Here is a 21,285-nt window from a genome sequence, read left to right as displayed (position 1 = left end):
CATTCCAAACAGAAGGGGAGCACGCGTCCGTCGAGAACGGGCTTGGCGAAATTGTATTGTTACTTTATAACATTGTGCAATGCATCGTTTCGAATGCGCTCGCCTGAAGAGGTTTCGCCATGTCCAACCGTCTCCCTGTCACCGTGCTGTCCGGCTTCCTTGGTGCCGGCAAGAGCACTTTGCTCAACCATGTGCTGCGTAACCGCGACAACCTGCGGGTCGCGGTCATCGTCAACGACATGAGCGAAATCAACATCGACGCCAGCGAGGTGCAGCGCAACGTCAGCCTCAACCGTGCCGAGGAGAAGCTGGTGGAGATGAGCAATGGCTGCATCTGCTGCACGCTGCGAGAAGACCTGCTCGAGGAAGTGGCACGGTTGGCCGAAGAAGGGCGTTTCGATTATTTGCTGATCGAGTCCACCGGGATCTCGGAGCCGCTGCCGGTGGCCGAGACCTTCACCTTTCGTGACGAACAGGGCCGCAGCCTGTCCGACATGGCGCGGCTGGACACCATGGTCACCGTGGTCGATGGCCTGAACTTCCTGCGTGATTACCAGGCAGCAGACAGTCTGGCCAGCCGTGGCGAAACCCTGGGTGAGGAGGACGAGCGCTCGATCAGTGACTTGTTGATCGAGCAGGTCGAGTTCGCCGATGTGCTGTTGCTGAGCAAGATCGACCTGATCAGCCAGCACGAGCGCGAAGAGCTCATTGCCATTCTGCGCAGCCTCAATGCCCGGGCGCAGATCGTGCCCATGGTCATGGGCCAGGTGCCGCTGGCGCGCATTCTCGATACCGGCCTGTTCGACTTCGACCAGGCTGCCCAGGCACCGGGCTGGCTGCAGGAGCTACGTGGCGAGCATGTGCCGGAGACCGAAGAGTACGGCATTGCCGCCACCACCTGGCAGGCCCGGCGTCCGCTTCATCCACAGCGCTTCTTCGATTTTATCCACACGCCCTGGAGCAATGGCCGACTGCTGCGTTCGAAAGGTTTTTTCTGGTTGGCCAGCAAGTACCAGGAGGCCGGAAGCTGGTCGCAGGCGGGCGGCATGATGCGCCATGGCCTGGCGGGCCGCTGGTGGCGTTTTGTGCCGCGCGAGCAGTGGCCACAGGATGTGGATAACACTGCAGCGATCATGAAAAACTGGGCTGCCGAGAGTGGTGACTGCCGCCAGGAACTGGTGTTCATCGGGCAGAACATCGACTTCGAAAAATTATCCACAGCACTTGATGCATGCCTGTTGACCGATCAGGAAATGGACTTGGGGCACATGGGCTGGTTGCGTCTGCCCGATCCGTTCGGCCCATGGCATGAGGAGGCGGCAGCATGAACCCCGCACGCAAGCCTGTGGATATCTTCCAGATGTTCGGCGAGACACCGCAGGTGCTGACCGAAGTACTGCAGGACGGCGTGAACCTGGCGGTATGGCGCCGGCGTTTGCCGCCGCAGCTGGAGGACTTTGCCACGCTGGTAGTCGGCCTTGGCCAGCCCTTGGCAGACCAGCGCGTCATCGATGTGGACGAGCAGCACATGCCGGTACTGACCGAGTTGTTGCGCGAAGCGGCGGACTTGCACGGCTACGAGGCATTCGTGGCCGATGTGACCTGGCTGGTGGCAGCTTATACCTGCCTGGTGGGTGCGCGGCGGGTCGGTTTGCGCCTGCGGGTACTGGCTGGCCCCATGTGCCCGCGCTTTCATGTGGATAACGTGCCGCTGCGTCTGCTCACCACCTATACCGGTCCGGGCAGCGAGTGGTTGCAAGAGCACAGGAGTCAACGCGGTGAGTTACACGCAGCCCTACCTTCTGTGGATAACATCCAGCACCTGCAAGCTGGTGATGTGGCGGTGCTCAAAGGTGAGAAGTGGCAGGGCAACGAAGGTGCGGGCCTGGTGCACCGTTCGCCCGCGGGCCAGCAGGGGCGCCTGTTGCTCAGCCTTGACTGGCTGGCATGACGGCGCATAGTGAGGCATCACTATTGCCCGAAGCCACCCATGCTGCAGAACATTCCCACCCACGTGATTGCCGGCCCGTTGGGGGCCGGCAAGACCACCCTGATCCGTCATCTGCTGGCCCAGCGCCCGGCCAATGAGCGCTGGGCTGTATTGATCAACGAATTCGGCCTGGTAGGCCTGGATGCCGCCTTGCTCAGCCGTGACGAAGACGGCATCGCCATCGGCGAGGTCGCAGGTGGCTGCCTGTGCTGCGTCAATGGCATGCCGTTCCAGGTGGGCCTGGGCCGGCTGCTGCGCAAATCCCGGCCTGACCGGTTGTTTATCGAGCCGTCCGGGCTGGGTCATCCCTTGCAGTTACTTGCTCAGTTACAACAGGCTCCTTGGGCTGGAGTGCTGACAATACAGCCATTGCTGATGGTCGTGGATGCGCAGTCGATGGTCCGCAACGAGCAGCTTCCGGAGGCTCAACAGCAGACGTTCGATGCTTCTGAAAGCATTGTTTTCAACAAATCAGAGGCTGTGAATGAAGATTATAAGTTGTTGATAAATAACAGATTATATGGAAAGAAAATATTCTGGACCGTCCAAGGGAAGCTGCCCTTTTCGGACCTTCCAACTATACCCAAGGGCATTGTCGACAGCTCGTTTGTGGATAACAGGATTGTCGACAATCCTGTAGATCCACCGGCAGCGCTATGGGCGGACCCCGGCCAGCCGATCTGTCTTGCCCAGCAGGGAGAGGGGGGTTGGAGCATCGGCTGGCGCTGGCACCCCGGGCAGCAGTTTTATCCACAGCGGCTGCAGGCGTTCCTGCGTGCCTGGCCGTGGCGACGCGCCAAAGGGGTTATCCACAGTGTGGAGGGTTGGCAATCATTCAATGGCCTGAATGGAGACATGCCCACCTGGCAGCCCAGCGACTGGCGCAGGGATACTCGCATCGAGCTGATTTTCGATCAGCCGCAATCGCAACCCGCGTTGCAAGCCGGGTTGAGCGAATGCCGCGTCAGCTGATCAGTTGCGCCAGCGGTTGTGCTCCTGGCGCCACTGCTGCATCTCGATGACATTGTCGGCGCGGGGCGGGGTCTTGATCTCGAACGGGTAGGGCGCCAGTTCGATCTGCACGCTGTGGGCGCCGAACTGGGTCACGGTACCGGGGTGGCGCTGCTCGCCGGTGACGGTGAATTCGAAGGCGTAGACGCGCGCCAGGCGCTTGCGGCCGTTGGCGTCACGGACAAAGGCGATACGCTTGAGTGCGACCGCATCGTCGAGCAGTTCGAGGTCGAGCTTGGCGCAATGCTGTTTGACCCGCTCCAGGGCTTTTTCGCGCAACCCGTGGTTGTGCCACAACCAGGCGCCTGCCGTGGCGACCAGCATCAGGACGAAGAGGTTTTCCAGGGTCAACATTTGCATATGCTCCAAACAGGTCGATCCAGCTTAACTGCGTCCCTGGCCTGTCGTACAGGTGGCAATCGAGTTCATACTGCGCTGCGCACAATCCCTGAAACAGCTTTGGAAACCTCCCGCATGAAACGTACCCCGCACCTGCTCGCCATCCAGTCCCATGTGGTGTTCGGCCACGCCGGCAACAGCGCCGCGGTGTTTCCCATGCAGCGTATCGGGGTCAATGTGTGGCCGCTCAATACCGTGCAGTTCTCCAATCACACACAGTATGGCCAGTGGGCGGGTGAAGTGCTTGCCCCGGCGCAAATTCCTGCGTTGGTGGAAGGCATTTCCAACATCGGCGAGCTGGGCCACTGCGACGCGGTGCTGTCCGGCTACCTGGGCAGTGCCGAACAAGGGCGGGCGATTCTGGCCGGCGTCGAGCGGATCAAGGCAGTAAACCCAAAGGCCTTGTACCTGTGCGACCCGGTCATGGGGCACCCGGAGAAGGGCTGCATCGTGCCAGCGGAAGTCAGCGAGTTCCTGCTCGACGAGGCGGCCGCCAGGGCTGACATCCTGTGCCCCAACCAGCTGGAGCTGGACAGCTTCTGTGGGCGCCGGGCGCAGTCGCTGGAGGACTGTGTGAACATGGCCCGTAGCCTGCTGCAGCGCGGGTCGCAGGTGGTGCTGGTCAAGCACCTGGCTTACCCCGGGCGTGCCGAGGACCAGTTCGAGATGCTGCTGGTGACTGCCGAGCACAGCTGGCACCTGCGTCGCCCGCTGCTGGCGTTCCCACGGCAGCCGGTGGGGGTGGGTGACCTGACCTCAGGCCTGTTCCTGGCCCGCGTGCTGCTCGGCGACAGCTGGGTGCAGGCGTTCGAGTTCACCGCTGCAGCCGTGCACGAAGTGCTGCTGGAAACCCAGGCCTGCGCCAGCTACGAGCTGCAACTGGTGCGGGCCCAGGACCGCATCGCGCACCCGCGGGTGCGCTTCGAGGCACAGCTGCTGGCGCTTTAAATGGCGTCGGTTTTCAGGTCCTGGTAGCGCTTTTCCAGTTCCTGGCGGATCTGCCGGCGCTGCTGGCCCTGCAGGAAGCGGCGCTTTTCTTCGCTGCTTTGCGGCTGGCGTGGCGGCACCGGCACCGGGCGACGGTTGTCGTCGACCGCGACCATGGTGAAGAAGCAGCTGTTGGAATGGCGTACCGAGCGCTCGCGGATGTTCTCGGTCACCACCTTGATGCCTACCTCCATCGAGGTGTTGCCGGTGTAGTTGACCGACGCCAGGAAGGTCACCAGTTCGCCCACGTGCACCGGCTCGCGGAAGATCACCTGGTCGACCGACAAGGTGACCACATAACTGCCGGCATAGCGGCTGGCGCACGCATAGGCCACTTCGTCGAGGTACTTGAGCAGGGTGCCGCCATGTACGTTGCCAGAAAAGTTGGCCATGTCCGGGGTCATCAGGACGGTCATGCTTAGCTGGGCGTTTCCAGGTTCCATAGTGTGCTCACGGTGAGGTTGCGCTGAATCGGGCGAATGGGGGGTATTATCTGCAGACACTTCTGTTCCCCTCTTTTGAATTTGCCTTCCTGATACGGGACGTTGGCTGACGCTCCATCGTCACGCCGATCATGCCATCAGCGGCGCTTTTCCAGCCGATCTGTTTCTGCATATTGCACCGCCTTTTTGCGGCGGGGTGCGATGTTAACCTGACTACGCCCATGCAACATGGGCCTTTCCTGCATTCAAAACAGTATGTACTTGCTGCTCGCTCAGGGTTGCCTTGGCAGAGGAGCGGTCTGCCCAGGCATCCAGCAACGGACGAGAAAAAGGAGTATCACGCCATGCATGCCATCAGCTTCATCCAGGACCTGGCTGTCATCATGCTGGTTGCCGGCGTGGTCACCGTTCTCTTTCACCGCCTCAAGCAACCCGTGGTGCTGGGCTACATCGTCGCCGGCTTCATCATCGGCCCGCACACCCCACCGTTCGGCCTGATCCACGACGAAGACACCATCAAGACCCTCGCCGAACTGGGGGTGATCTTCCTGATGTTCTGCCTGGGGCTCGAGTTCAGCCTGCGCAAGCTGTTCAAGGTAGGCGCCACGGCGTTCATCGCGGCGTTCCTGGAAATCGTGCTGATGATCTGGATCGGCTTCGAGATCGGCCGCTGGTTCGGCTGGAACACCATGGATTCGCTGTTCCTCGGTGCCATCCTGGCAATTTCCTCGACCACCATCATCGTCAAGGCGCTCAACGACCTGAAGATGAAGAACGAGCGTTTCGCCCAGCTTATCTTCGGCGTGCTGATCGTCGAGGACATCCTCGGCATCGGCATCATCGCTCTGCTGTCGGGCATCGCCGTCAGTGGCACGGTCAGCTCGGGCGAGGTGTTCTCCACTGTTGGCAAGCTGTCGCTGTTCATGATCGTCGCGCTGGTCATCGGCATCCTGCTGGTGCCGCGGCTGCTGGCCTACGTGGCCAAATTCGAAAGCAACGAGATGTTGCTGATTACCGTACTGGGCCTGTGCTTCGGCTTCTGCCTGCTGGTAGTGAAGCTGGAATACAGCATGGTGCTGGGTGCCTTCCTGATTGGCGCGATCATGGCCGAATCGCGCCAGCTGCTGAAGATCGAGAGCCTGATCGAACCGGTACGCGACCTGTTCAGCGCCATCTTCTTCGTCGCCATCGGCCTGATGATCGACCCCCAGGTGCTGATCGACTACGCCTGGCCGATCGTGGTCATTACCTTGGCGGTGGTGTTGGGCAAGATGCTGTCATGCGGCATGGGCGCGTTCATTGCCGGCAATGACGGGCGCACATCGCTGCGGGTGGGCATGGGGCTTTCGCAGATTGGCGAGTTTTCCTTCATCATTGCCGCGCTGGGCATGACTCTGCAGGTGACCAGCGACTTCCTCTACCCGGTGGCTGTGGCGGTATCGGCAATCACCACGCTGCTGACACCCTACCTGATCCGCGCCGCCGACCCGCTGTCGCTGAAGCTGGGCAAGGTAGTGCCCAGCCGTCTGGCGCGGGTGCTGTCGTTGTATGGCGAATGGTTGCGCAGCATCCAGCCGCAGGGCGAGAGCGCCATGCTGGCGGCGATGATCCGGCGCATCCTGTTGCAGGTGGGGGTGAACCTGGCGCTGGTGATCGCCATCTTCTTCAGTGGTGGCTACTTCGCCGGGCGTATCGGCAACTGGCTCAGTGAGTGGGTCAGCGATGCCAGCCAGCAGAAAGCGCTGATCTGGGGGGCGGCGTTGTTGCTGTCGCTGCCGTTCCTGATTGCTGCCTATCGCAAGCTCAAGGCGCTGTCGATGCTGTTGGCAGAGATGGGCGTCAAGCCCGAAATGGCCGGGCGGCATACCCAGCGTGTGCGCCGAGTGATTGCCGAGGTGATCCCGCTGTTGTCGCTACTGGTGATTTTCCTGCTGCTGTCGGCGCTGTCGGCAAGCATTCTGCCGACCAGCGAGTTGCTGCTGGTGATTGCCGTGGTGGCTGCGGTGGTGGTGGCCTTGCTGTGGCGCTGGTTTATCCGCGTGCATACGCGTATGCAGATTGCCTTGCTGGAGACGCTGGAGAACAGCCGCGAGAATACGCACTGAAGGGGGCATGCTTCCTGCGCAAGATTTCACCGTCGTCCGAGGGGATGGAGCGGTAGCGATGTCGCCAGGCGCAGAAAGCCTGGCGATTTTAACTACATTGATGGCACTGGGCCATAGATTTTCCTATTCCTGTGCCGGCCTCTTCGCGGGTAAACCCGCTCCCACAGCGACTGCACAGGTGTTGAACATTGTGCAGTCCCTGTGGGAGCGGGGAGGCCGGCACAGTCAGCATCAAATCAGAGGTTGGAATCAGCTCTCCAGCCAGACATCCCGCGCCCAGTGCCACACCGATTCCCAGCTGTCTTCGCCGACGATTTCCTCTTCGGCATCCCACAGCACCACGGTGCCGTCTTCTTCGACGCAGTAGTAGTTGTCGCCGTCCTGGCACAGCGGAATCAGGTCACGGGGTACGCCGGCATCCCAGGCATTGGCGGCGACGTCGGGCAGGTAGGTATGCGACTGTGGGTCGGTAACTGTCACTGGTTCCAGAGAGCCATACACCACGTCACTGACGGTCAGCAGGAACTCTTTGAACACGAACGGAATGTTGATGAACAGCTCTTCTTCGATCTCGACCAGCAAGTCCTCGTCAGGAAGCTCAAGGGGCACCGGCACTGGCTCGTTGGCTTCACGGAGTTGTTCGATCACTTCTTCCACGGTTCGCTTCCTCTGACCTAGATGACAACGCTGCGCGTTATACCCTAGTAGGCCACTCTGGCAAAAGCAAAACCCCGGGACAGGCCCGGGGTTTTTGTGCAGCACGCAGCGATTAGCCGTTTTGACGGATACCGGCCACCAGCCAAGGCTGGTTTTCGCCTTGGGCGCGGACCATGTGCCAGCTTTCGCTGAACACTTCGCCCTGGTCGAAGCGCGAGTTCTTCGACACGCCACGGAAGGTCAGGGTGGCGTCGGTACGGTCGGCGCGGTCGTCGACACCGTCCAGCTGCACATCGAGGTTGTCGATGTAGGTGGACTGGAAGCCATCACCCAGTTCAGCGCGCTCGCGCTTGAGGAACTCGAGCATCTGCGGGGTGACGAACTCGGCGATCTTGTCCATCTCGTTGGCGTCCCAGTGCTGCTGCAGCGCCTGGAAGTGGTTGCGGGCGGCAGCCAGGAAGTTCTGCTCGTTGAACCAGGCCGGGGCGTTGATCACCGGGGCGGCTGCGGCAGCAGGTGCGGCCGAACCACCGAAGATCGACGGCTGGGCAGGCTGGGCGTGAGCTTCACGGTGCATTGGTGCATGGCCCGGCATGGCCATTTGCGGCTGCTGCTGGCGACGGCGCGCGGCGATGAAGCGGAACACCAGGAAGGCGATCAGCGCCACGATCAGGAAGTCCATGATCTGGAAGCCTTCGAAACCGTCGCCCATGAACATGGAAGCCAGCAGGCCACCGGCGGCGAGGCCAGCCAGTGGGCCCAACCAGCGCGAAGCACCGCTGGCGGCCGGAGCTGCACGGCCAGGTGCGGTCGGCGCGGCGGCAGGCGTGGTTGGCGTGGCCTGGCGGGTCTGGTGAATAGGCGCGGAGCCCGAGCTCTTGCCGCCGCCAAAGCGCTTGGCGTTGGCGTCCAGGCTCAGCGTCAGGCCGACGCAGAGCGCCAGAGCGATGCTAAGAAAACGTTGCATAAGTGGGATATCCCCTGTTGTGGATTGCACGCGCGTCATGGTGCACAGGTTCCCGGGCACATGACCAGCGACATAATGTTTCGAGCTTTTGCCTGAATGTTACAAACCTGCCACGACCGGCCCTCTGAATGCTGGCGCAATACCTGTAGGAGCGGGCATGCCCGCGAACACCGGCGAAGCCGGTGCCATACACCGAGTTGTCGGCTTCGCGGGCATGCCCGCTCCCACAGGTATTGCGCAGGCTTCTAAAACTTTGGGCAAGCCTCAACCAGGGCCTGCGCAGGCTTTTAGATGGCCTCGAGCTTGGCGTACCCCAGCATCAACCATTTGCTGCCCTCGGCAAAATTCACCTGCACCCGCGCCTGGGCGCCGGAGCCCTCGAAGTTGAGGATCACACCTTCGCCGAACACCGCATGCTGCACACGCTGGCCCAGGTTGAACGCGGTCTGCGGAATGCTGGCATTGGCGAACAGGTTGCTGTTCGTGGCCGTCTTGGCCCCGCCGAACGGGCGGCTGACACTGTTGGACAGACGCACTTCCTGAATCAGGCCCGCCGGAATTTCGCGTACGAAACGTGACACCTTGTTGTAGGTTTCGCTGCCATACAGGCGACGCGTTTCGGCGTAGGTCATGACCAGCTGGCGCATGGCGCGGGTGATGCCCACATAAGCCAGGCGGCGTTCCTCTTCCAGGCGGCCGGGCTCTTCCAGGCTCATCTTGTGCGGGAACAGGCCTTCCTCCATGCCCACCAGGAACACATACGGGAACTCCAGGCCCTTGGCGCTGTGCAAGGTCATCAGCTGGACGCTGTCTTCGTGCTCGTCGGCCTGGGCATCACCTGCCTCGAGCGAGGCGTGGCCGAGGAACGCCGAGAGTGGCGAGAGGTCGGCGTCTTCGTCGGTGGACTCGAAGTTGCGCGCTGCGCTGACCAGTTCCTCAAGGTTTTCTACCCGTGCCTGGCCCTTTTCACCCTTTTCTTCCTGGTGATAGATGATCAGCCCGGACTGCTCGATGGTGGTCTGGGTCATGGTATGCAGTGGCATGTCCACGACCTTGGCAGCCAACCCCTCGATAAGCTCGATGAACGCACCCAGGGCACTGGCGGCGCGGCCTTTCAGGGCCTTGGCAGCGAGCAGCTGGCACATGGCCTCCCACATCGACAGCTGGCTGTGGCGGGCGTGCTCGCGGATGGCTTCGACGGTTTTCTCGCCAATGCCACGTGGCGGTACGTTGATCACCCGCTCCAGGGCGGCATCGTTGCCACGGCCTTCGATCAGGCGCAGGTAAGCCATGGCGTTCTTGATTTCGGCGCGCTCGAAGAAGCGCTGGCCACCGTAGATGCGGTAGGGGATGCGCTCGCGCAGCAGGGCTTCTTCCAGTACCCGTGACTGGGCGTTGGAACGGTACAGGATGGCGATCTCGTTGCGCGCATTGCCCTGCTTGACCAGGCTCTCGATGGTTTCCACCACGTAGCGCGCTTCGTCGTGCTCGTTGTAGGCCGCGTACAGGGTCAGCGGCTCTCCTTCGCCCATGTCGGTCCACAGCTCCTTGCCCAGGCGCCCGCTGTTGTTGGCGATCAGCGCGTTGGCTGCCTTGAGGATGCCGCCGGTGGAGCGGTAGTTCTGCTCCAGGCGGATCATTTCGGCGTCGGGGAAGTCGGCAGTGTACTGGTGGATGTTCTCGATCTTGGCGCCGCGCCAGCCGTAGATCGACTGGTCGTCATCGCCCACCGCCATCAGGCTGTCACCGCCGCGCGCCAGCAGGCGCAGCCAGGCGTACTGCACGGCGTTGGTATCCTGGAACTCGTCCACCAGCACGTGGCGGAAGCGCCGCTGGTAGTGCTCCAGCAGGCCCGGGTGGTCGCGCCACAGGTCAAGACCGCGCAGCAGCAACTCGGAGAAGTCGATGACCCCGGCGCGCTCGCAGGCCTGCTCGTACGCGGTATATACGTCGCGCATGGTCGACAGGAACAGGTCGCCCCCGGCCTGGATATGCTGCGGGCGCAGGCCTTCGTCCTTTTGCCCGTTGATGAACCACTGGGCCTGGCGTGCCGGCCATTTCTGCTCGTCCAGGCCCAGCTCGCGCATCACCCGCTTGATCAGGCGCTGCTGGTCGTCGCTGTCGAGGATCTGGAAGTTCTGCACCAGCCGTGCTTCCTGCCAGTGGGCCCGCAGCAGGCGATGGGCCAGGCCGTGGAAGGTGCCGACCCACATGCCCGCCGGGTTGATGCCCAGCAGTTGCTCGATCCGCTGGCGCATTTCTGCCGCGGCCTTGTTGGTGAAGGTCACCGACAGGATCGAGTGTGGCGATGCCTGCTCCACCTGGATCAGCCAGGCAATGCGGTGCACCAGCACGCGGGTTTTACCGGAACCGGCGCCAGCAAGCACCAGTTGACGCCCGAGCGTGGCCGCTACGGCCTGGCGTTGGGCATCGTTGAGGGAATTCAGCAGGAGGGAGAGGTCGTCTGTGTGCATCGGGCCATTCTAGGGCGCGGCAGGAAATGGGGCAAACTTCTACTGTATGAATATTCACCTGCCACATGCCCGTTCATCGAGCCGATGGCAGGTGCCAGGTCGCCGCTCGGCGACCTGGCCGTCAGCGGCTCAGTCGACCGTCTCTATGTTGCGTATTTCGCAGCGCTGCGAACCGTCGCCATGAATGATTTCCACGGTTTTCCAGGGCGTGCCGCCTGCACGTTCGAACACCACGGTTTTTTCCGTCACCACCTGCGGGGTGATTGCGCCGCTATCCTGCAGTTGAAGCTCCAGCACCTCCCAGCCGCCCTTGTGGCGCACCTTGGGTTCGACCAGCACCGGTTCGATGGCCGGGCAGCCGACCATAACGGTGCCGTGAACCCTGAAAACCTGCTCGCCGTTGGCGATGTCATTGATTGCAACGAGGTTGGCGATAGTAGCCATTGTCTGCTCCTGTCTCGGGTTGAAAGTAGCGCCAGTGCGCGGGGGCTACTTTCTGCCCTTTCACCTGCCACAGGAGCAGGGCAGTGCTTCAGCTATGCCAGTGCCTGCCATGCCTGGCGAGCAGGCTGTTGGCTTGCTCCGGCCCGTTGCTGCCTGCCGGGTACGGTCGCGGCGCCTGGAAGTGCTCTTCACAGCCCTTGATGATCGGGTCGATCCAGGCCCAGGCCGCTTCCACTTCATCGCGGCGCATGAACAGCGTCGAGTCGCCCTCCAGCACATCCAGCAGCAGCCGCTCGTAGGCTTCCCAGCGGCGGGTCTGGCTGAACACCTGGGCCAGGTTCAGGTCCAGGTCCACCGGCTCCAGGCGCATGCCTTTGCCCGGGCTCTTGGTCATCATGCGCAGGCTGATGCGTTCGTCCGGTTGCAGCTGGATCAGCAACTGGTTGACCTGGCCACCCTTGAACAGCTCGTGGGGCACTGGCTTGAACTGGATGACGATCTGCGATGAGCGCCGTGCCATGCGCTTGCCGGTGCGCAGGTAGAAGGGCACGCCCGCCCAGCGCCAATTGTCGATGTGCGCCTCGATGGCGATGAAGGTTTCGGTGTCGCTGTCGTTGTCGACGTCCTTTTCGAAGTAATAGGCCGGCACTTCCTGGCCGCCGATGTACCCGGCGCCATACTGGCCGCGTACGGTCTTGTCCTGAACGTCCTGGCCAGTGATGGGCTTGAGGGCCCGCAGGATCTTCACTTTTTCGTCACGCACCGCTTCGGCCTCGAACTGTGCGGGGGGCTCCATGGCCACCAGGCATAGCAGCTGTAGCAGGTGGTTCTGCAGCATGTCGCGGGTCGCCCCGGCGCGGTCGTAGTAGGCGCCGCGGTTCTCTACTCCCAGGGTCTCGCAAACGCTGATCTGCACGTGGTCGACCTGGTTGTTGCGCCATACCGGCTCCAGCAGCGCGTTGGCAAAGCGCAGGGCCATCAGGTTCTGCACGGTTTCCTTGCCCAGGTAGTGGTCGATGCGGAATACCTGGTTTTCCTCCAGCACTGCGCCAATCGCTTCGTTGATGGCGGTAGCCGATTCCAGCGAGTGGCCGATCGGCTTTTCCAGCACGATGCGCGCTTCGGCGTCGGCCAGGCCGGCGTTATGCAGGTGTTTGGCAATCGGCACGAACAGGTTGGGGGCGGTGGCCAGGTAGAAGATGCGCGTCAAGCCGCCGGGCTCGCCCAGGTAGCGTGCCAGGCGGCCGAAGTCGGCGCTTTGCGAAGCATCCATGGCGAAATAGTCGATCCGCGCGGAAAACCGCTGCCAGACCTCTTCTTCGAAATCGTTGCGGGCGATCTGTGCCCGGCAATGGCGTTCGGCGAGCTTGAGATAATCGTTACGTGGCAGGTTGCGGCGCGCCAGCGCGATGATCCGCACGGCAGGGTCAAGACGGGCCTCGCGAAACAGGTGGTAGAGCGCCGGAAGCAATTTGTGCAGGGCCAGATCGCCGGTGCCACCGAAGACCAGAATGTCGCAAGGAATAGTCAAACCACCACTCTCCACGTTCGTTTAACTGGGCGGGTTGGCGTCCATGTAGTATAACTACAAGAAAGCTACAACCCGGCCAGCCGATCATAACCGAGTCCAGCCCGTGAATCTGTTGCAACATATCGCCCAATCGCGCCACCTGCTGCGCAAATCGGAACTGAAAGTGGCCGACCACGTGCTACTCGACCCGGCTGCCGTCATGCACAGTTCCATGGCCGACCTGGCGCACAGCGTGGGTATCAGCGAACCGACCATCGTGCGTTTCTGCCGCGCGATCGGTTGTTCGGGCTTCCAGGACTTGAAGCTGAAGCTGGCGCAGAGCCTGGCCGCGGGGGCCAGTTTCGGTCAGTTCGCCATCCATGAAGACGATTCGGTCGCCGACTACAGCCTGAAGATCTTCGACACCACGCTGCATACCCTGATGGAAGTGCGCGAGCACCTCGACCCGCAAGCGCTGCAGCAGGCGGTGACCGCCATGGCCCAGGCGCAGCGTGTGGAGTTCTATGGCTTTGGTGCTTCCGGTGCGGTGGCGGCCGATGCCCAGCACAAGTTCTTCCGTCTGCTGCTCAGCGCGGCAGCCTATTCCGACCCGCACATGCAGGCGATGTCGGCGGTGACCCTGAAACCGGGCGATGTGGCAGTGTGCATTTCCCAGTCGGGCCGTTCCAAGGACTTGCTGATCACCGCCAACCTGGTCCGTGAGAGCGGTGCCAACCTGATTACCCTGTGCCCCAGCCAGACACCGCTGGCAGAGCTGTCGACGGTCAACCTGGCGATCGACGTGCATGAAGACACCGAAATCTATACCCCGCTGACCTCGCGTATCGCCCACCTGGTGGTGATCGACGTGCTGGCCATGGGCGTGGCCATGGCGCGCGGGCCGAGCCTGGTCAACCACCTGAAGAGCGTGAAGCGCAGCTTGCGCAGCCTGCGTTTGTCGCCCAAGTCGATCAAGGCTACCGACGACTGATTGTCGTTGCCTGTGCCGGCCCTTTCGCGGGTGAACCCGCTCCCACAGGTACTGCACCGTCCTTGAGGCTGGTGAGCACCTGTGGGAGCGGGTTTACCCGCGAAGAGGCCGGCACAGGTGCTATAAATTTCACTGTTTTGTCACCATTCCACAGCCAAACCGTAAACCATCAAGGCCAGTCTGAAACTCCCGCATCCTATCAGGGAGACAGGCAATGGCTCGTGACTTCGACGGTACGTACCAACCCAGCGCCAAGGCTCGCAAGCAGCAGGAAAAAGATCAGCGCCGCATGGAATACCGCCGCGCGATCGAAAGCTATTGCGACCAACGTCAACTACTCCGCGACCTGGTGGACTACCCCGAGTTGCAAGAGCTCACGGTCTGGCAGGTGTCGGCGGCAACTTCCCCGAAAAACGCTCAACCAGCGCGCTGATCAACGCACGTTCGCTGCGGATGAACGCCAGAAAGGCCAAGGCCACCGGCGACTGCCGTTTGGCCTTGGACTGCACCACGCACCAGCTGCGGTACAGCGGCAGTTCCTCCACCGGCAGCTCCTTCAGCACACCGGTGGCCAGCTCCAGGTTGACCGCATGGCGGGTCAGCAGGGCAATGCCCAGGCCGGCGATCACGCACTCGCGCTGGGCGTCGGCCGAGGCCACTTCCAGGGTCTGGGTGAAGTGCACGCGTTTGTCCTTGAAGTATTCCTCGCAAGCCTTGCGCGTGCCTGAACCTTGTTCGCGGACCAGCAGGGTATGAGGCTCCAGGTCCTGCAGGCGCAGCTGTTCCAGCTTGCACAGCGGGTGCTCGGGCGGCGCCACAGCGATGATCGGGTTGTTGAGGAACGGCAGGAACTCCAGCCCCATGTCCTGCGGCACCATGGACATGATGATGAGGTCGTCGCGATTGTCCGACAGGCGGCGGATGGCCTGGGCCCGGTTGACCACAGTCAGGGTCAGGTTGACCTCCGGGTGACGCTGCTTGAAGGCCGCGAACAGGTGTGGCACGAAGTACTTGGCACTGGACTCGATTGCCAGTTTCAACTGCCCCTGCAGTGAACCCTGCATGTCCGACAGCTGCATGTCCAGGCTCTCCAGGCGCCCGAAGATATCGCGACTGGCGCGTTGCAGGGCCTCGGCAGCTTCGGTCAGGTAGAGCTTCTTGCCCACGTACTCGAACAGAGGCTGGCCGATCAGTTCTTCGAGCTGGCGGATTTGTAGACTAACGGCGGGTTGCGTCAGCGCCATCTCTTCCGCCGCACGGCTGTACGAACGCAAATCGCACACCTCGTTGAAGATCTGCAATTGACGCAAAGTCATACGCATCAAGGACTTACGCATTTTAATCCGCCCTTCGGCAACACCTTGTTACCGCACTATAAGCTTTTACTAATACAGCCTCTAACAAATATTGATTTTTGTTTATCAACCTACAGCGCTAGGGTGAATGTGCGACTGGCCAGCAACGTCTGGTCACGCGCCGACCGGGAGAACCGGCTCGACTGTTCCTACGGCTTTGGGAAGACTCCAGTGATAAAAAAAATCCTGATCGCCAACCGAGGTGAAATTGCAGTTCGGATCGTGCGTGCTTGCGCCGAGATGGGCATTCGCTCGGTAGCGATCTATTCCGACGCCGACCGCCACGCCTTGCACGTCAAGCGCGCCGACGAAGCCCACAGCATTGGTGCCGAGCCGCTGGCCGGTTACCTGAACCCGCGCAAGCTGGTGAACCTGGCTGTGGAAACCGGCTGTGATGCCCTGCACCCGGGTTATGGTTTCCTGTCGGAAAACGCTGAACTGGCGGAGATCTGCGCCGAGCGCGGTATCAAGTTCATCGGCCCGGCCGCCGATGTCATTCGCCGCATGGGCGACAAGACAGAAGCGCGCCGCACCATGATCGCCGCCGGTGTGCCGGTAACCCCGGGCACCGAAGGCAACGTTGCCGATATTCACGAAGCCCTGAGCGAAGGTGACCGCATCGGTTACCCGGTCATGCTCAAGGCCACCTCGGGTGGTGGTGGCCGTGGTATTCGCCGTTGCAACAGCCGCGAAGAACTGGAACAGAACTTCCCCCGCGTCATCTCCGAGGCTACCAAGGCCTTTGGTTCCGCGGAAGTGTTCCTGGAAAAGTGCATCGTCAACCCCAAGCACATCGAGGCGCAGATCCTGGGTGACAGCTTTGGCAACGTCGTACACCTGTTCGAGCGCGACTGCTCGATCCAGCGCCGCAACCAGAAGCTCATCGAAATCGCCCCGAGCCCCCAGCTCACCCCTGAACAGCGCGCCTACATCGGCGACCTGGCGGTGCGTGCGGCCAAGGCGGTGAACTACGAGAACGCCGGTACCGTGGAGTTCCTGCTCGCCGATGGCGAGGTGTACTTCATGGAAATGAACACCCGGGTGCAGGTGGAGCACACCATCACCGAGGAAATCACCGGTATCGACATCGTCCGTGAGCAGATCCGCATTGCCTCGGGCCTGCCGCTGTCGGTCAAGCAGGAAGATATCCAGCACCGCGGTTACGCGCTGCAGTTCCGCATCAACGCCGAAGACCCGAAGAACAACTTCCTGCCCAGCTTCGGCAAGATCACCCGTTACTACGCCCCCGGTGGCCCTGGCGTGCGTACCGACACGGCGATCTACACCGGCTACACCATTCCGCCGTTCTACGACTCCATGTGCCTGAAACTGGTGGTGTGGGCGTTGACCTGGGAAGAAGCCATGGACCGCGGCCTGCGTGCCCTGGACGACATGCGCGTGCAAGGGGTGAAGACCACCGCCGCGTACTACCAGGAAATCCTGCGCAATCCGGAATTCCGTAGCGGCCAGTTCAACACCAGCTTCGTCGAAAGCCACCCGGAACTGACCAACTACTCGATCAAGCGCAAACCCGAAGAGCTGGCCTTGGCCATCGCCGCCGCCATCGCCGCCCACGCAGGCCTGTGAGGAACCCCATAATGTCCAAGAAAATTCACGTAACCGACACGATCCTGCGCGACGCCCACCAGTCCCTGCTGGCCACCCGCATGCGTACCGAAGACATGCTGCCGATCTGCGACAAGCTCGACAAAGTCGGCTACTGGTCGCTGGAAGTCTGGGGTGGCGCCACCTTCGACGCCTGCGTGCGCTTCCTCAAGGAAGACCCGTGGGAGCGCCTGCGCAAGCTGCGCGCGGCGCTGCCCAACACCCGCCTGCAAATGCTGCTGCGCGGCCAGAACCTGCTGGGCTACCGTCACTACAGCGACGACGTGGTCAAGGCCTTCGTCGCCAAGGCCGCGGTCAACGGTATCGATGTGTTCCGCATCTTCGACGCGATGAACGACGTGCGTAACCTGCGCGTGGCCATTGAAGCGGTCAAGGCCGCCGGCAAGCACGCCCAGGGTACCATCGCCTACACCACCAGCCCCGTGCACACCATCGACGCCTTTGTTAACCAGGCCAAGCAGATGGAAGCCATGGGTTGCGACTCGATCGCGATCAAGGACATGGCCGGCCTGCTGACCCCGTTCGCTACTGGCGAACTGGTCAAGGCACTGAAGGCCGAGCAGTCGCTGCCGGTGTTCATCCACTCCCATGACACTGCCGGCCTGGCCGCCATGTGCCAGCTCAAGGCTGTGGAAAACGGTGCCGATCACATCGACACCGCCATCTCCAGCTTCGCCTGGGGCACCAGCCACCCGGGTACCGAGTCGATGGTTGCCGCGCTCAAGGGCAGCGAATTCGACACCGGCCTGGACCTGGAGCTGCTGCAGGAAATCGGCCTGTACTTCTATGCCGTGCGCAAGAAGTACCACCAGTTCGAAAGCGAGTTCACCGCTGTGGACACCCGCGTGCAGGTCAACCAGGTGCCGGGCGGCATGATTTCCAACCTGGCCAACCAGCTCAAGGAGCAGGGCGCCCTCAACCGCATGAATGAAGTGCTGGCAGAGATCCCGCGCGTGCGTGAGGACCTCGGCTTCCCGCCGCTGGTGACCCCGACTTCGCAGATCGTCGGCACCCAGGCGTTCTTCAACGTGCTGGCCGGTGAGCGCTACAAGACCATCACCAACGAGGTGAAGCTGTACCTGCAAGGCGGTTACGGCAAGGCCCCGGGCGTGGTCAACGAGCAGCTGCGCCGTCAGGCGATCGGCAGCGAAGAAGTGATCGACGTACGCCCGGCCGACCTGCTGAAGCCGGAAATGGCCAAGCTGCGTGCCGACATCGGCGCCCTGGCCCGTTGCGAAGAAGACGTGCTGACCTTCGCCATGTTCCCGGACATTGGCCGCAAGTTCCTCGAAGAACGCGAAGCCGGCACCCTGACCCCTGAAGTCCTGCTGCCAATTCCTGAAGCCGGCGCAGTGGCGTCCCATAGCGGCGAAGGCGTACCGACCGAGTTCGTCATCGACGTGCACGGCGAAACCTACCGCGTCGACATCACCGGCGTGGGCGTGAAGGCTGAAGGCAAGCGCCACTTCTACCTGTCCATCGACGGCATGCCGGAAGAAGTGGTGTTCGAGCCGCTCAACGAATTCGTCGGCGGCGGCAGCAGCAAGCGCAAGCAGGCCAGCGCCCCGGGCCATGTCAGCACCACCATGCCAGGCAACATCGTCGATGTGCTGGTCAAGGAAGGCGACATGGTCAAGACCGGCCAGGCCGTGCTGATCACCGAAGCCATGAAGATGGAGACCGAAGTGCAGGCGGGTATCGCCGGCAAGGTCGTGGCCATCCACGTGGCCAAGGGCGACCGTGTGACACCGGGCGAAATCCTGATCGAGATCGAAGGCTGAGATAAGCCTTCATCTACAAGCGGTTAACCTCTGGGGAGCGGAATGCTCCCCTTTTTTTATGGAACGATATGCAATTTAATGCAGATTACAGGCGCAAAAAGCCGCCATATCTGCACTAAAATGCATAAACTGGGTGTGGTTCAGAAATACATCTGCACTATACTGCAGGCTGACGGCTGAGGCTGATCGAAGATATGCAGTAAATTGCAGGTGGCCAATGTACCGACTCACGCTCCAATTACATGACCAAGGTAAATGGCATGATGCTATTGCCATCGCCTTCGCCGAACCGGAAAGAAGCCTCTCCAGCCCTTGCGAGTTCGGATACACATCCAACTACGTCAAGGCCAATCTGCATGCTTACGACAGCCTGTTCAGCCTGGCGGCCAGTGCCAAGCTCCCGGTGGACTTTGGCTCTCATCGTCTACCGCATGCTCCTGCATTCCTTTACGACATAGCGCCTGCAGGGGCTGCGAAGCGTTTTCTGCTGAGGCATATCGGTCGTGAAAGACCGGCAGGCATGGGGGAAGACTTGTTTCTGCTAGGGCGCTCCACCCCAGCTCCGATTGGCAATATGCGCATCAGGGAGTCGGCTGAATTACTGGACCTTGCGGACCCCATCGGTTTTGCTCGCCAGGACGTCATCGTTCGCGATCAGCGTTTTCTGGAGTACGCCTACGAGCAGGGCGCGGCCATAGGTGGCGCGACAGGCGCCGGTGGAGAGGCGCCAAAGCTGCTGATGACCGAAGATGAAAACGGCCAGCTTTACCCGGACGCGGTGCTTGCGGATGAGGGGGCCTGTCGCCATTGGTTCATCAAGTTCGCCAGGCACCCGGCCTTGGCCGATGATCAGGAGATCCTGCGGGCCGAGTACCTCTATTACAGGGCGTTGCAGCAGCTTGGCATCGAGACGGTGGCCAGTGAACACATGGCGCTGGAAGAGGGAGCCAAGCCCAGCCTGTGGATGGAACGCTTCGACCGTCAGGTTACCGATCAGGGAGTACAGCGGTTTGCCGTGGAATCGATGTATTCCTTGTGTGGTGTAACCGAACCCGGTAGCCGGATGGGGCATTTGGAGGTGATCGAGACGCTCGTTGGCTTGTGGAAGATGGCCGGGCAGGGTAAAGAGGTGCCTGATCTGATCGCGGATTACCTGCGGCGCGACCTGATCAACAAGATCCTGGGTAACGCCGATAATCATGGACGCAATACAGCGATCATTCGTACCCGCGACACGGTGCGTCTTGCACCCATTTACGACTTGGCACCGATGGTGATGGATCAGGAGGGTGTAACCAGAACGACGAAGTGGCCCGCTTTGATCGAAAGAGCAGGCGAAATCGACTGGCACGCAGCCTGTGTTGCGCTGGCCGAATTCATCGATCCGGATGAGGCTTACCAGCGTCTGCGCCAGGAGGCCCGGCACCTATTGGCATTGCCCGATATCTTGTCCGGCCTTGGGCTCCCGGAGGCAGTGATGAATCACCCGGCGATTGCGCTGGGCAAGCTTGAGCGCCGGATGGCGGAGTGGGGGTTGGCATGACGGTTTCCATCGATGCCCGAGGTCTGATGATCGATGGCGTGCGCGAAGGTATTGCCGACGGCACAATCGAGTTGGGTACTGCTGTTCGCCGCCTGCGCGTAGAAGTAGCAAAGATGCAGCAGACCCAGTTTGCGCTGATGTGCAAGATTTCCGTGCGAACGCTCATTCAGATCGAGCAGGGGGACGGTAACCCCACGCTCAAATCGTTGAACGCAGTATTCAAACCGTTCGGTTTGCAGATGGGCGTCGTCAGGCGTGTGAGCCCGATCAGATAACCGGGCTTGCACCGATCGCGGGCCTGCCGGCCCGTGATCGGTTATGCCGATCCCCCCCTACGGCAGTCCTCAAGTGTCCGCACCTGGCCTTGAGGCCGCTGGTTCTCTTCACTCAACCAGCGCTCGAACGCGGCCGCCAGCGCCGGCCACTCATCATCGGTAATCGAATACCACGCCGTATCCCGATTGTGGTCCTTCACCACCAGGTGCTTGCGGAAAACTCCCTCGAACACAAAGCCAAACCGCTCCGCGGCGCGCCTGGAGCGGGCGTTGGCGTTGTTGCACTTCCACTCCAGCCGGCGGTTGCCCAGTTCGAAGGCCGCCTTGCCCAGCAGGTACACCGCCTCGGTGCTCTTGGGCGTGCGCTGCATGGCGGCGCCGAAGGCGACGTGGCCGATTTCGATGCGGCCGTGGTCGGGCACGATCGACATCAGGCTGAGGATGCCCTGGGCCTGGCCGCTGGGGCGGTCGATCACGGTGTAGAACAGCGGGTCGCGGCCGGCGGCGTTGCCTTCCAGCCAGCGATCGAAGGCGGCACGTTCGGCGAACGGGCCATAGGGCAGGTAGTCCCACAGCAGCGGGTCGGCAGCCGGGCCTTGCAGCGCCTCCCAGAGGTCGTCGCCATGGCGCGCCGGGTCGAGCTTTTCCAGGCGGATGAAGCGGCCGTCGATGGGCTCGGCCTTGGGTGCTGCAGCGGGTTTCCAGTTCAATGCGTCGGTCATGTTCG

20 protein-coding genes are annotated in these 21,285 nt (G+C 61.7%); 11 read left to right on the top strand and 9 right to left on the bottom strand.

The annotated features are described in order from the left end of the window. Window positions 1-119 precede the first annotated feature (119 nt). From zigA to ACIQYU_RS22410, 3 genes are read left to right on the top strand one after another with little or no spacing between them, the layout of a single operon-like run. A complete protein-coding gene (gene zigA, locus ACIQYU_RS22420) occupies window positions 120-1,328 on the top strand; it encodes a zinc metallochaperone GTPase ZigA (RefSeq protein WP_233687613.1) in 1,209 nt (402 codons plus the stop codon). Then, on the top strand, window positions 1,325-1,951 hold the full coding sequence (locus ACIQYU_RS22415) for a DUF1826 domain-containing protein (RefSeq protein ID WP_233687612.1): 627 nt from the start codon (window positions 1,325-1,327) through the stop codon (window positions 1,949-1,951). The genes zigA and ACIQYU_RS22415 overlap by 4 nt, the downstream gene beginning before the upstream one ends. Before the next feature lie 39 nt (window positions 1,952-1,990). Continuing rightward, the gene (locus tag ACIQYU_RS22410) at window positions 1,991-2,962 is read left to right on the top strand and encodes a CobW family GTP-binding protein (RefSeq protein WP_402802273.1); all 972 of its coding nucleotides are present in this window, start codon (window positions 1,991-1,993) and stop codon (window positions 2,960-2,962) included. Here the strand turns inward: ACIQYU_RS22410 and ACIQYU_RS22405 are convergent, their stop codons facing one another. Next, window positions 2,963-3,355, bottom strand: coding sequence for a DUF3301 domain-containing protein (locus ACIQYU_RS22405; protein WP_013974846.1), 393 nt, complete (start codon window positions 3,353-3,355; stop codon window positions 2,963-2,965). It lies immediately after the preceding gene. Window positions 3,356-3,475: 120 nt separating this feature from the next. Between ACIQYU_RS22405 and pdxY the strand changes: the two genes are divergently transcribed. Beyond that, window positions 3,476-4,348 carry a pyridoxal kinase PdxY gene (pdxY, locus tag ACIQYU_RS22400; RefSeq protein ID WP_402802270.1) on the top strand — a complete coding sequence of 291 codons (873 nt, stop codon included), beginning with the start codon at window positions 3,476-3,478 and terminating at the stop codon, window positions 4,346-4,348. Here the strand turns inward: pdxY and ACIQYU_RS22395 are convergent. Then, a complete protein-coding gene (locus ACIQYU_RS22395; protein ID WP_009683536.1) occupies window positions 4,345-4,830 on the bottom strand; it encodes an acyl-CoA thioesterase in 486 nt (161 codons plus the stop codon). The two genes, pdxY and ACIQYU_RS22395, sit on opposite strands and share 4 nt — an antisense overlap. A gap of 344 nt (window positions 4,831-5,174) precedes the next feature. Between ACIQYU_RS22395 and ACIQYU_RS22390 the strand changes: the two genes are divergently transcribed. Next, window positions 5,175-6,935 carry a cation:proton antiporter gene (locus ACIQYU_RS22390; protein ID WP_063912277.1) on the top strand — a complete coding sequence of 587 codons (1,761 nt, stop codon included), beginning with the start codon at window positions 5,175-5,177 and terminating at the stop codon, window positions 6,933-6,935. 249 nt (window positions 6,936-7,184) lie between these two features. On the opposite strand, the gene ACIQYU_RS22385 is transcribed toward ACIQYU_RS22390, so the two are convergent. From ACIQYU_RS22385 to zwf, 5 genes are all read right to left on the bottom strand, one after another. Continuing rightward, window positions 7,185-7,592: an SMI1/KNR4 family protein gene (locus ACIQYU_RS22385; protein WP_013974843.1), complete on the bottom strand. Its 408-nt coding sequence runs from the start codon at window positions 7,590-7,592 to the stop codon at window positions 7,185-7,187. A 112-nt stretch (window positions 7,593-7,704) separates the two neighbouring features. After that, window positions 7,705-8,559, bottom strand: a complete 855-nt coding sequence (locus ACIQYU_RS22380) for a Tim44 domain-containing protein (protein WP_207831376.1) — start codon at window positions 8,557-8,559, stop codon at window positions 7,705-7,707. 287 nt (window positions 8,560-8,846) lie between these two features. After that, on the bottom strand, window positions 8,847-11,033 hold the full coding sequence (gene uvrD / locus ACIQYU_RS22375; RefSeq protein WP_233687611.1) for a DNA helicase II: 2,187 nt from the start codon (window positions 11,031-11,033) through the stop codon (window positions 8,847-8,849). 129 nt (window positions 11,034-11,162) lie between these two features. Continuing rightward, the gene (locus ACIQYU_RS22370; RefSeq protein ID WP_063912274.1) at window positions 11,163-11,477 is read right to left on the bottom strand and encodes a hypothetical protein; all 315 of its coding nucleotides are present in this window, start codon (window positions 11,475-11,477) and stop codon (window positions 11,163-11,165) included. Between the two features lie 88 nt (window positions 11,478-11,565). Next, the gene (gene zwf / locus ACIQYU_RS22365) at window positions 11,566-13,008 is read right to left on the bottom strand and encodes a glucose-6-phosphate dehydrogenase (RefSeq protein WP_233687610.1); all 1,443 of its coding nucleotides are present in this window, start codon (window positions 13,006-13,008) and stop codon (window positions 11,566-11,568) included. 103 nt (window positions 13,009-13,111) lie between these two features. On the opposite strand from zwf, the gene hexR reads away from it, so the two are divergent. After that, window positions 13,112-13,978, top strand: coding sequence for a transcriptional regulator HexR (gene hexR / locus ACIQYU_RS22360; RefSeq protein WP_011536461.1), 867 nt, complete (start codon window positions 13,112-13,114; stop codon window positions 13,976-13,978). Window positions 13,979-14,192: 214 nt separating this feature from the next. Further along, window positions 14,193-14,411: a PA3496 family putative envelope integrity protein gene (locus ACIQYU_RS22355; RefSeq protein WP_082888281.1), complete on the top strand. Its 219-nt coding sequence runs from the start codon at window positions 14,193-14,195 to the stop codon at window positions 14,409-14,411. Here the strand turns inward: ACIQYU_RS22355 and ACIQYU_RS22350 are convergent. Beyond that, window positions 14,353-15,315 carry a LysR family transcriptional regulator gene (locus ACIQYU_RS22350; protein ID WP_272493160.1) on the bottom strand — a complete coding sequence of 321 codons (963 nt, stop codon included), beginning with the start codon at window positions 15,313-15,315 and terminating at the stop codon, window positions 14,353-14,355. The genes ACIQYU_RS22355 and ACIQYU_RS22350 overlap by 59 nt on opposite strands. Window positions 15,316-15,504: 189 nt before the next feature. Here ACIQYU_RS22350 and ACIQYU_RS22345 point away from each other — a divergent pair, with 189 nt between their 5' ends. From ACIQYU_RS22345 to ACIQYU_RS22330, 4 genes are all read left to right on the top strand, one after another. After that, window positions 15,505-16,920, top strand: coding sequence for an acetyl-CoA carboxylase biotin carboxylase subunit (locus ACIQYU_RS22345; protein WP_016712746.1), 1,416 nt, complete (start codon window positions 15,505-15,507; stop codon window positions 16,918-16,920). Window positions 16,921-16,931: 11 nt separating this feature from the next. Beyond that, the gene (gene oadA / locus ACIQYU_RS22340) at window positions 16,932-18,740 is read left to right on the top strand and encodes a sodium-extruding oxaloacetate decarboxylase subunit alpha (RefSeq protein WP_063912271.1); all 1,809 of its coding nucleotides are present in this window, start codon (window positions 16,932-16,934) and stop codon (window positions 18,738-18,740) included. Window positions 18,741-18,957: 217 nt separating this feature from the next. Then, on the top strand, window positions 18,958-20,283 hold the full coding sequence (locus ACIQYU_RS22335; RefSeq protein WP_233687609.1) for a type II toxin-antitoxin system HipA family toxin: 1,326 nt from the start codon (window positions 18,958-18,960) through the stop codon (window positions 20,281-20,283). Continuing rightward, complete coding sequence (locus ACIQYU_RS22330) at window positions 20,280-20,558, top strand: helix-turn-helix transcriptional regulator (RefSeq protein ID WP_063912269.1); 279 nt, start codon at window positions 20,280-20,282, stop codon at window positions 20,556-20,558. Before ACIQYU_RS22335 ends, ACIQYU_RS22330 begins: the two co-directional genes overlap by 4 nt. Window positions 20,559-20,599: 41 nt before the next feature. Here the strand turns inward: ACIQYU_RS22330 and ACIQYU_RS22325 are convergent, their stop codons facing one another. Continuing rightward, complete coding sequence (locus ACIQYU_RS22325; RefSeq protein WP_233687608.1) at window positions 20,600-21,280, bottom strand: GNAT family N-acetyltransferase; 681 nt, start codon at window positions 21,278-21,280, stop codon at window positions 20,600-20,602. Window positions 21,281-21,285 lie beyond the last annotated feature (5 nt).

Source organism: Pseudomonas sp. NPDC096925 (assembly GCF_044762545.1).
Lineage (GTDB): Bacteria > Pseudomonadota > Gammaproteobacteria > Pseudomonadales > Pseudomonadaceae > Aquipseudomonas.
Note: the sequence above shows the minus strand (reverse complement) of the source record. Positions and strands in the feature narration are given on the sequence as shown.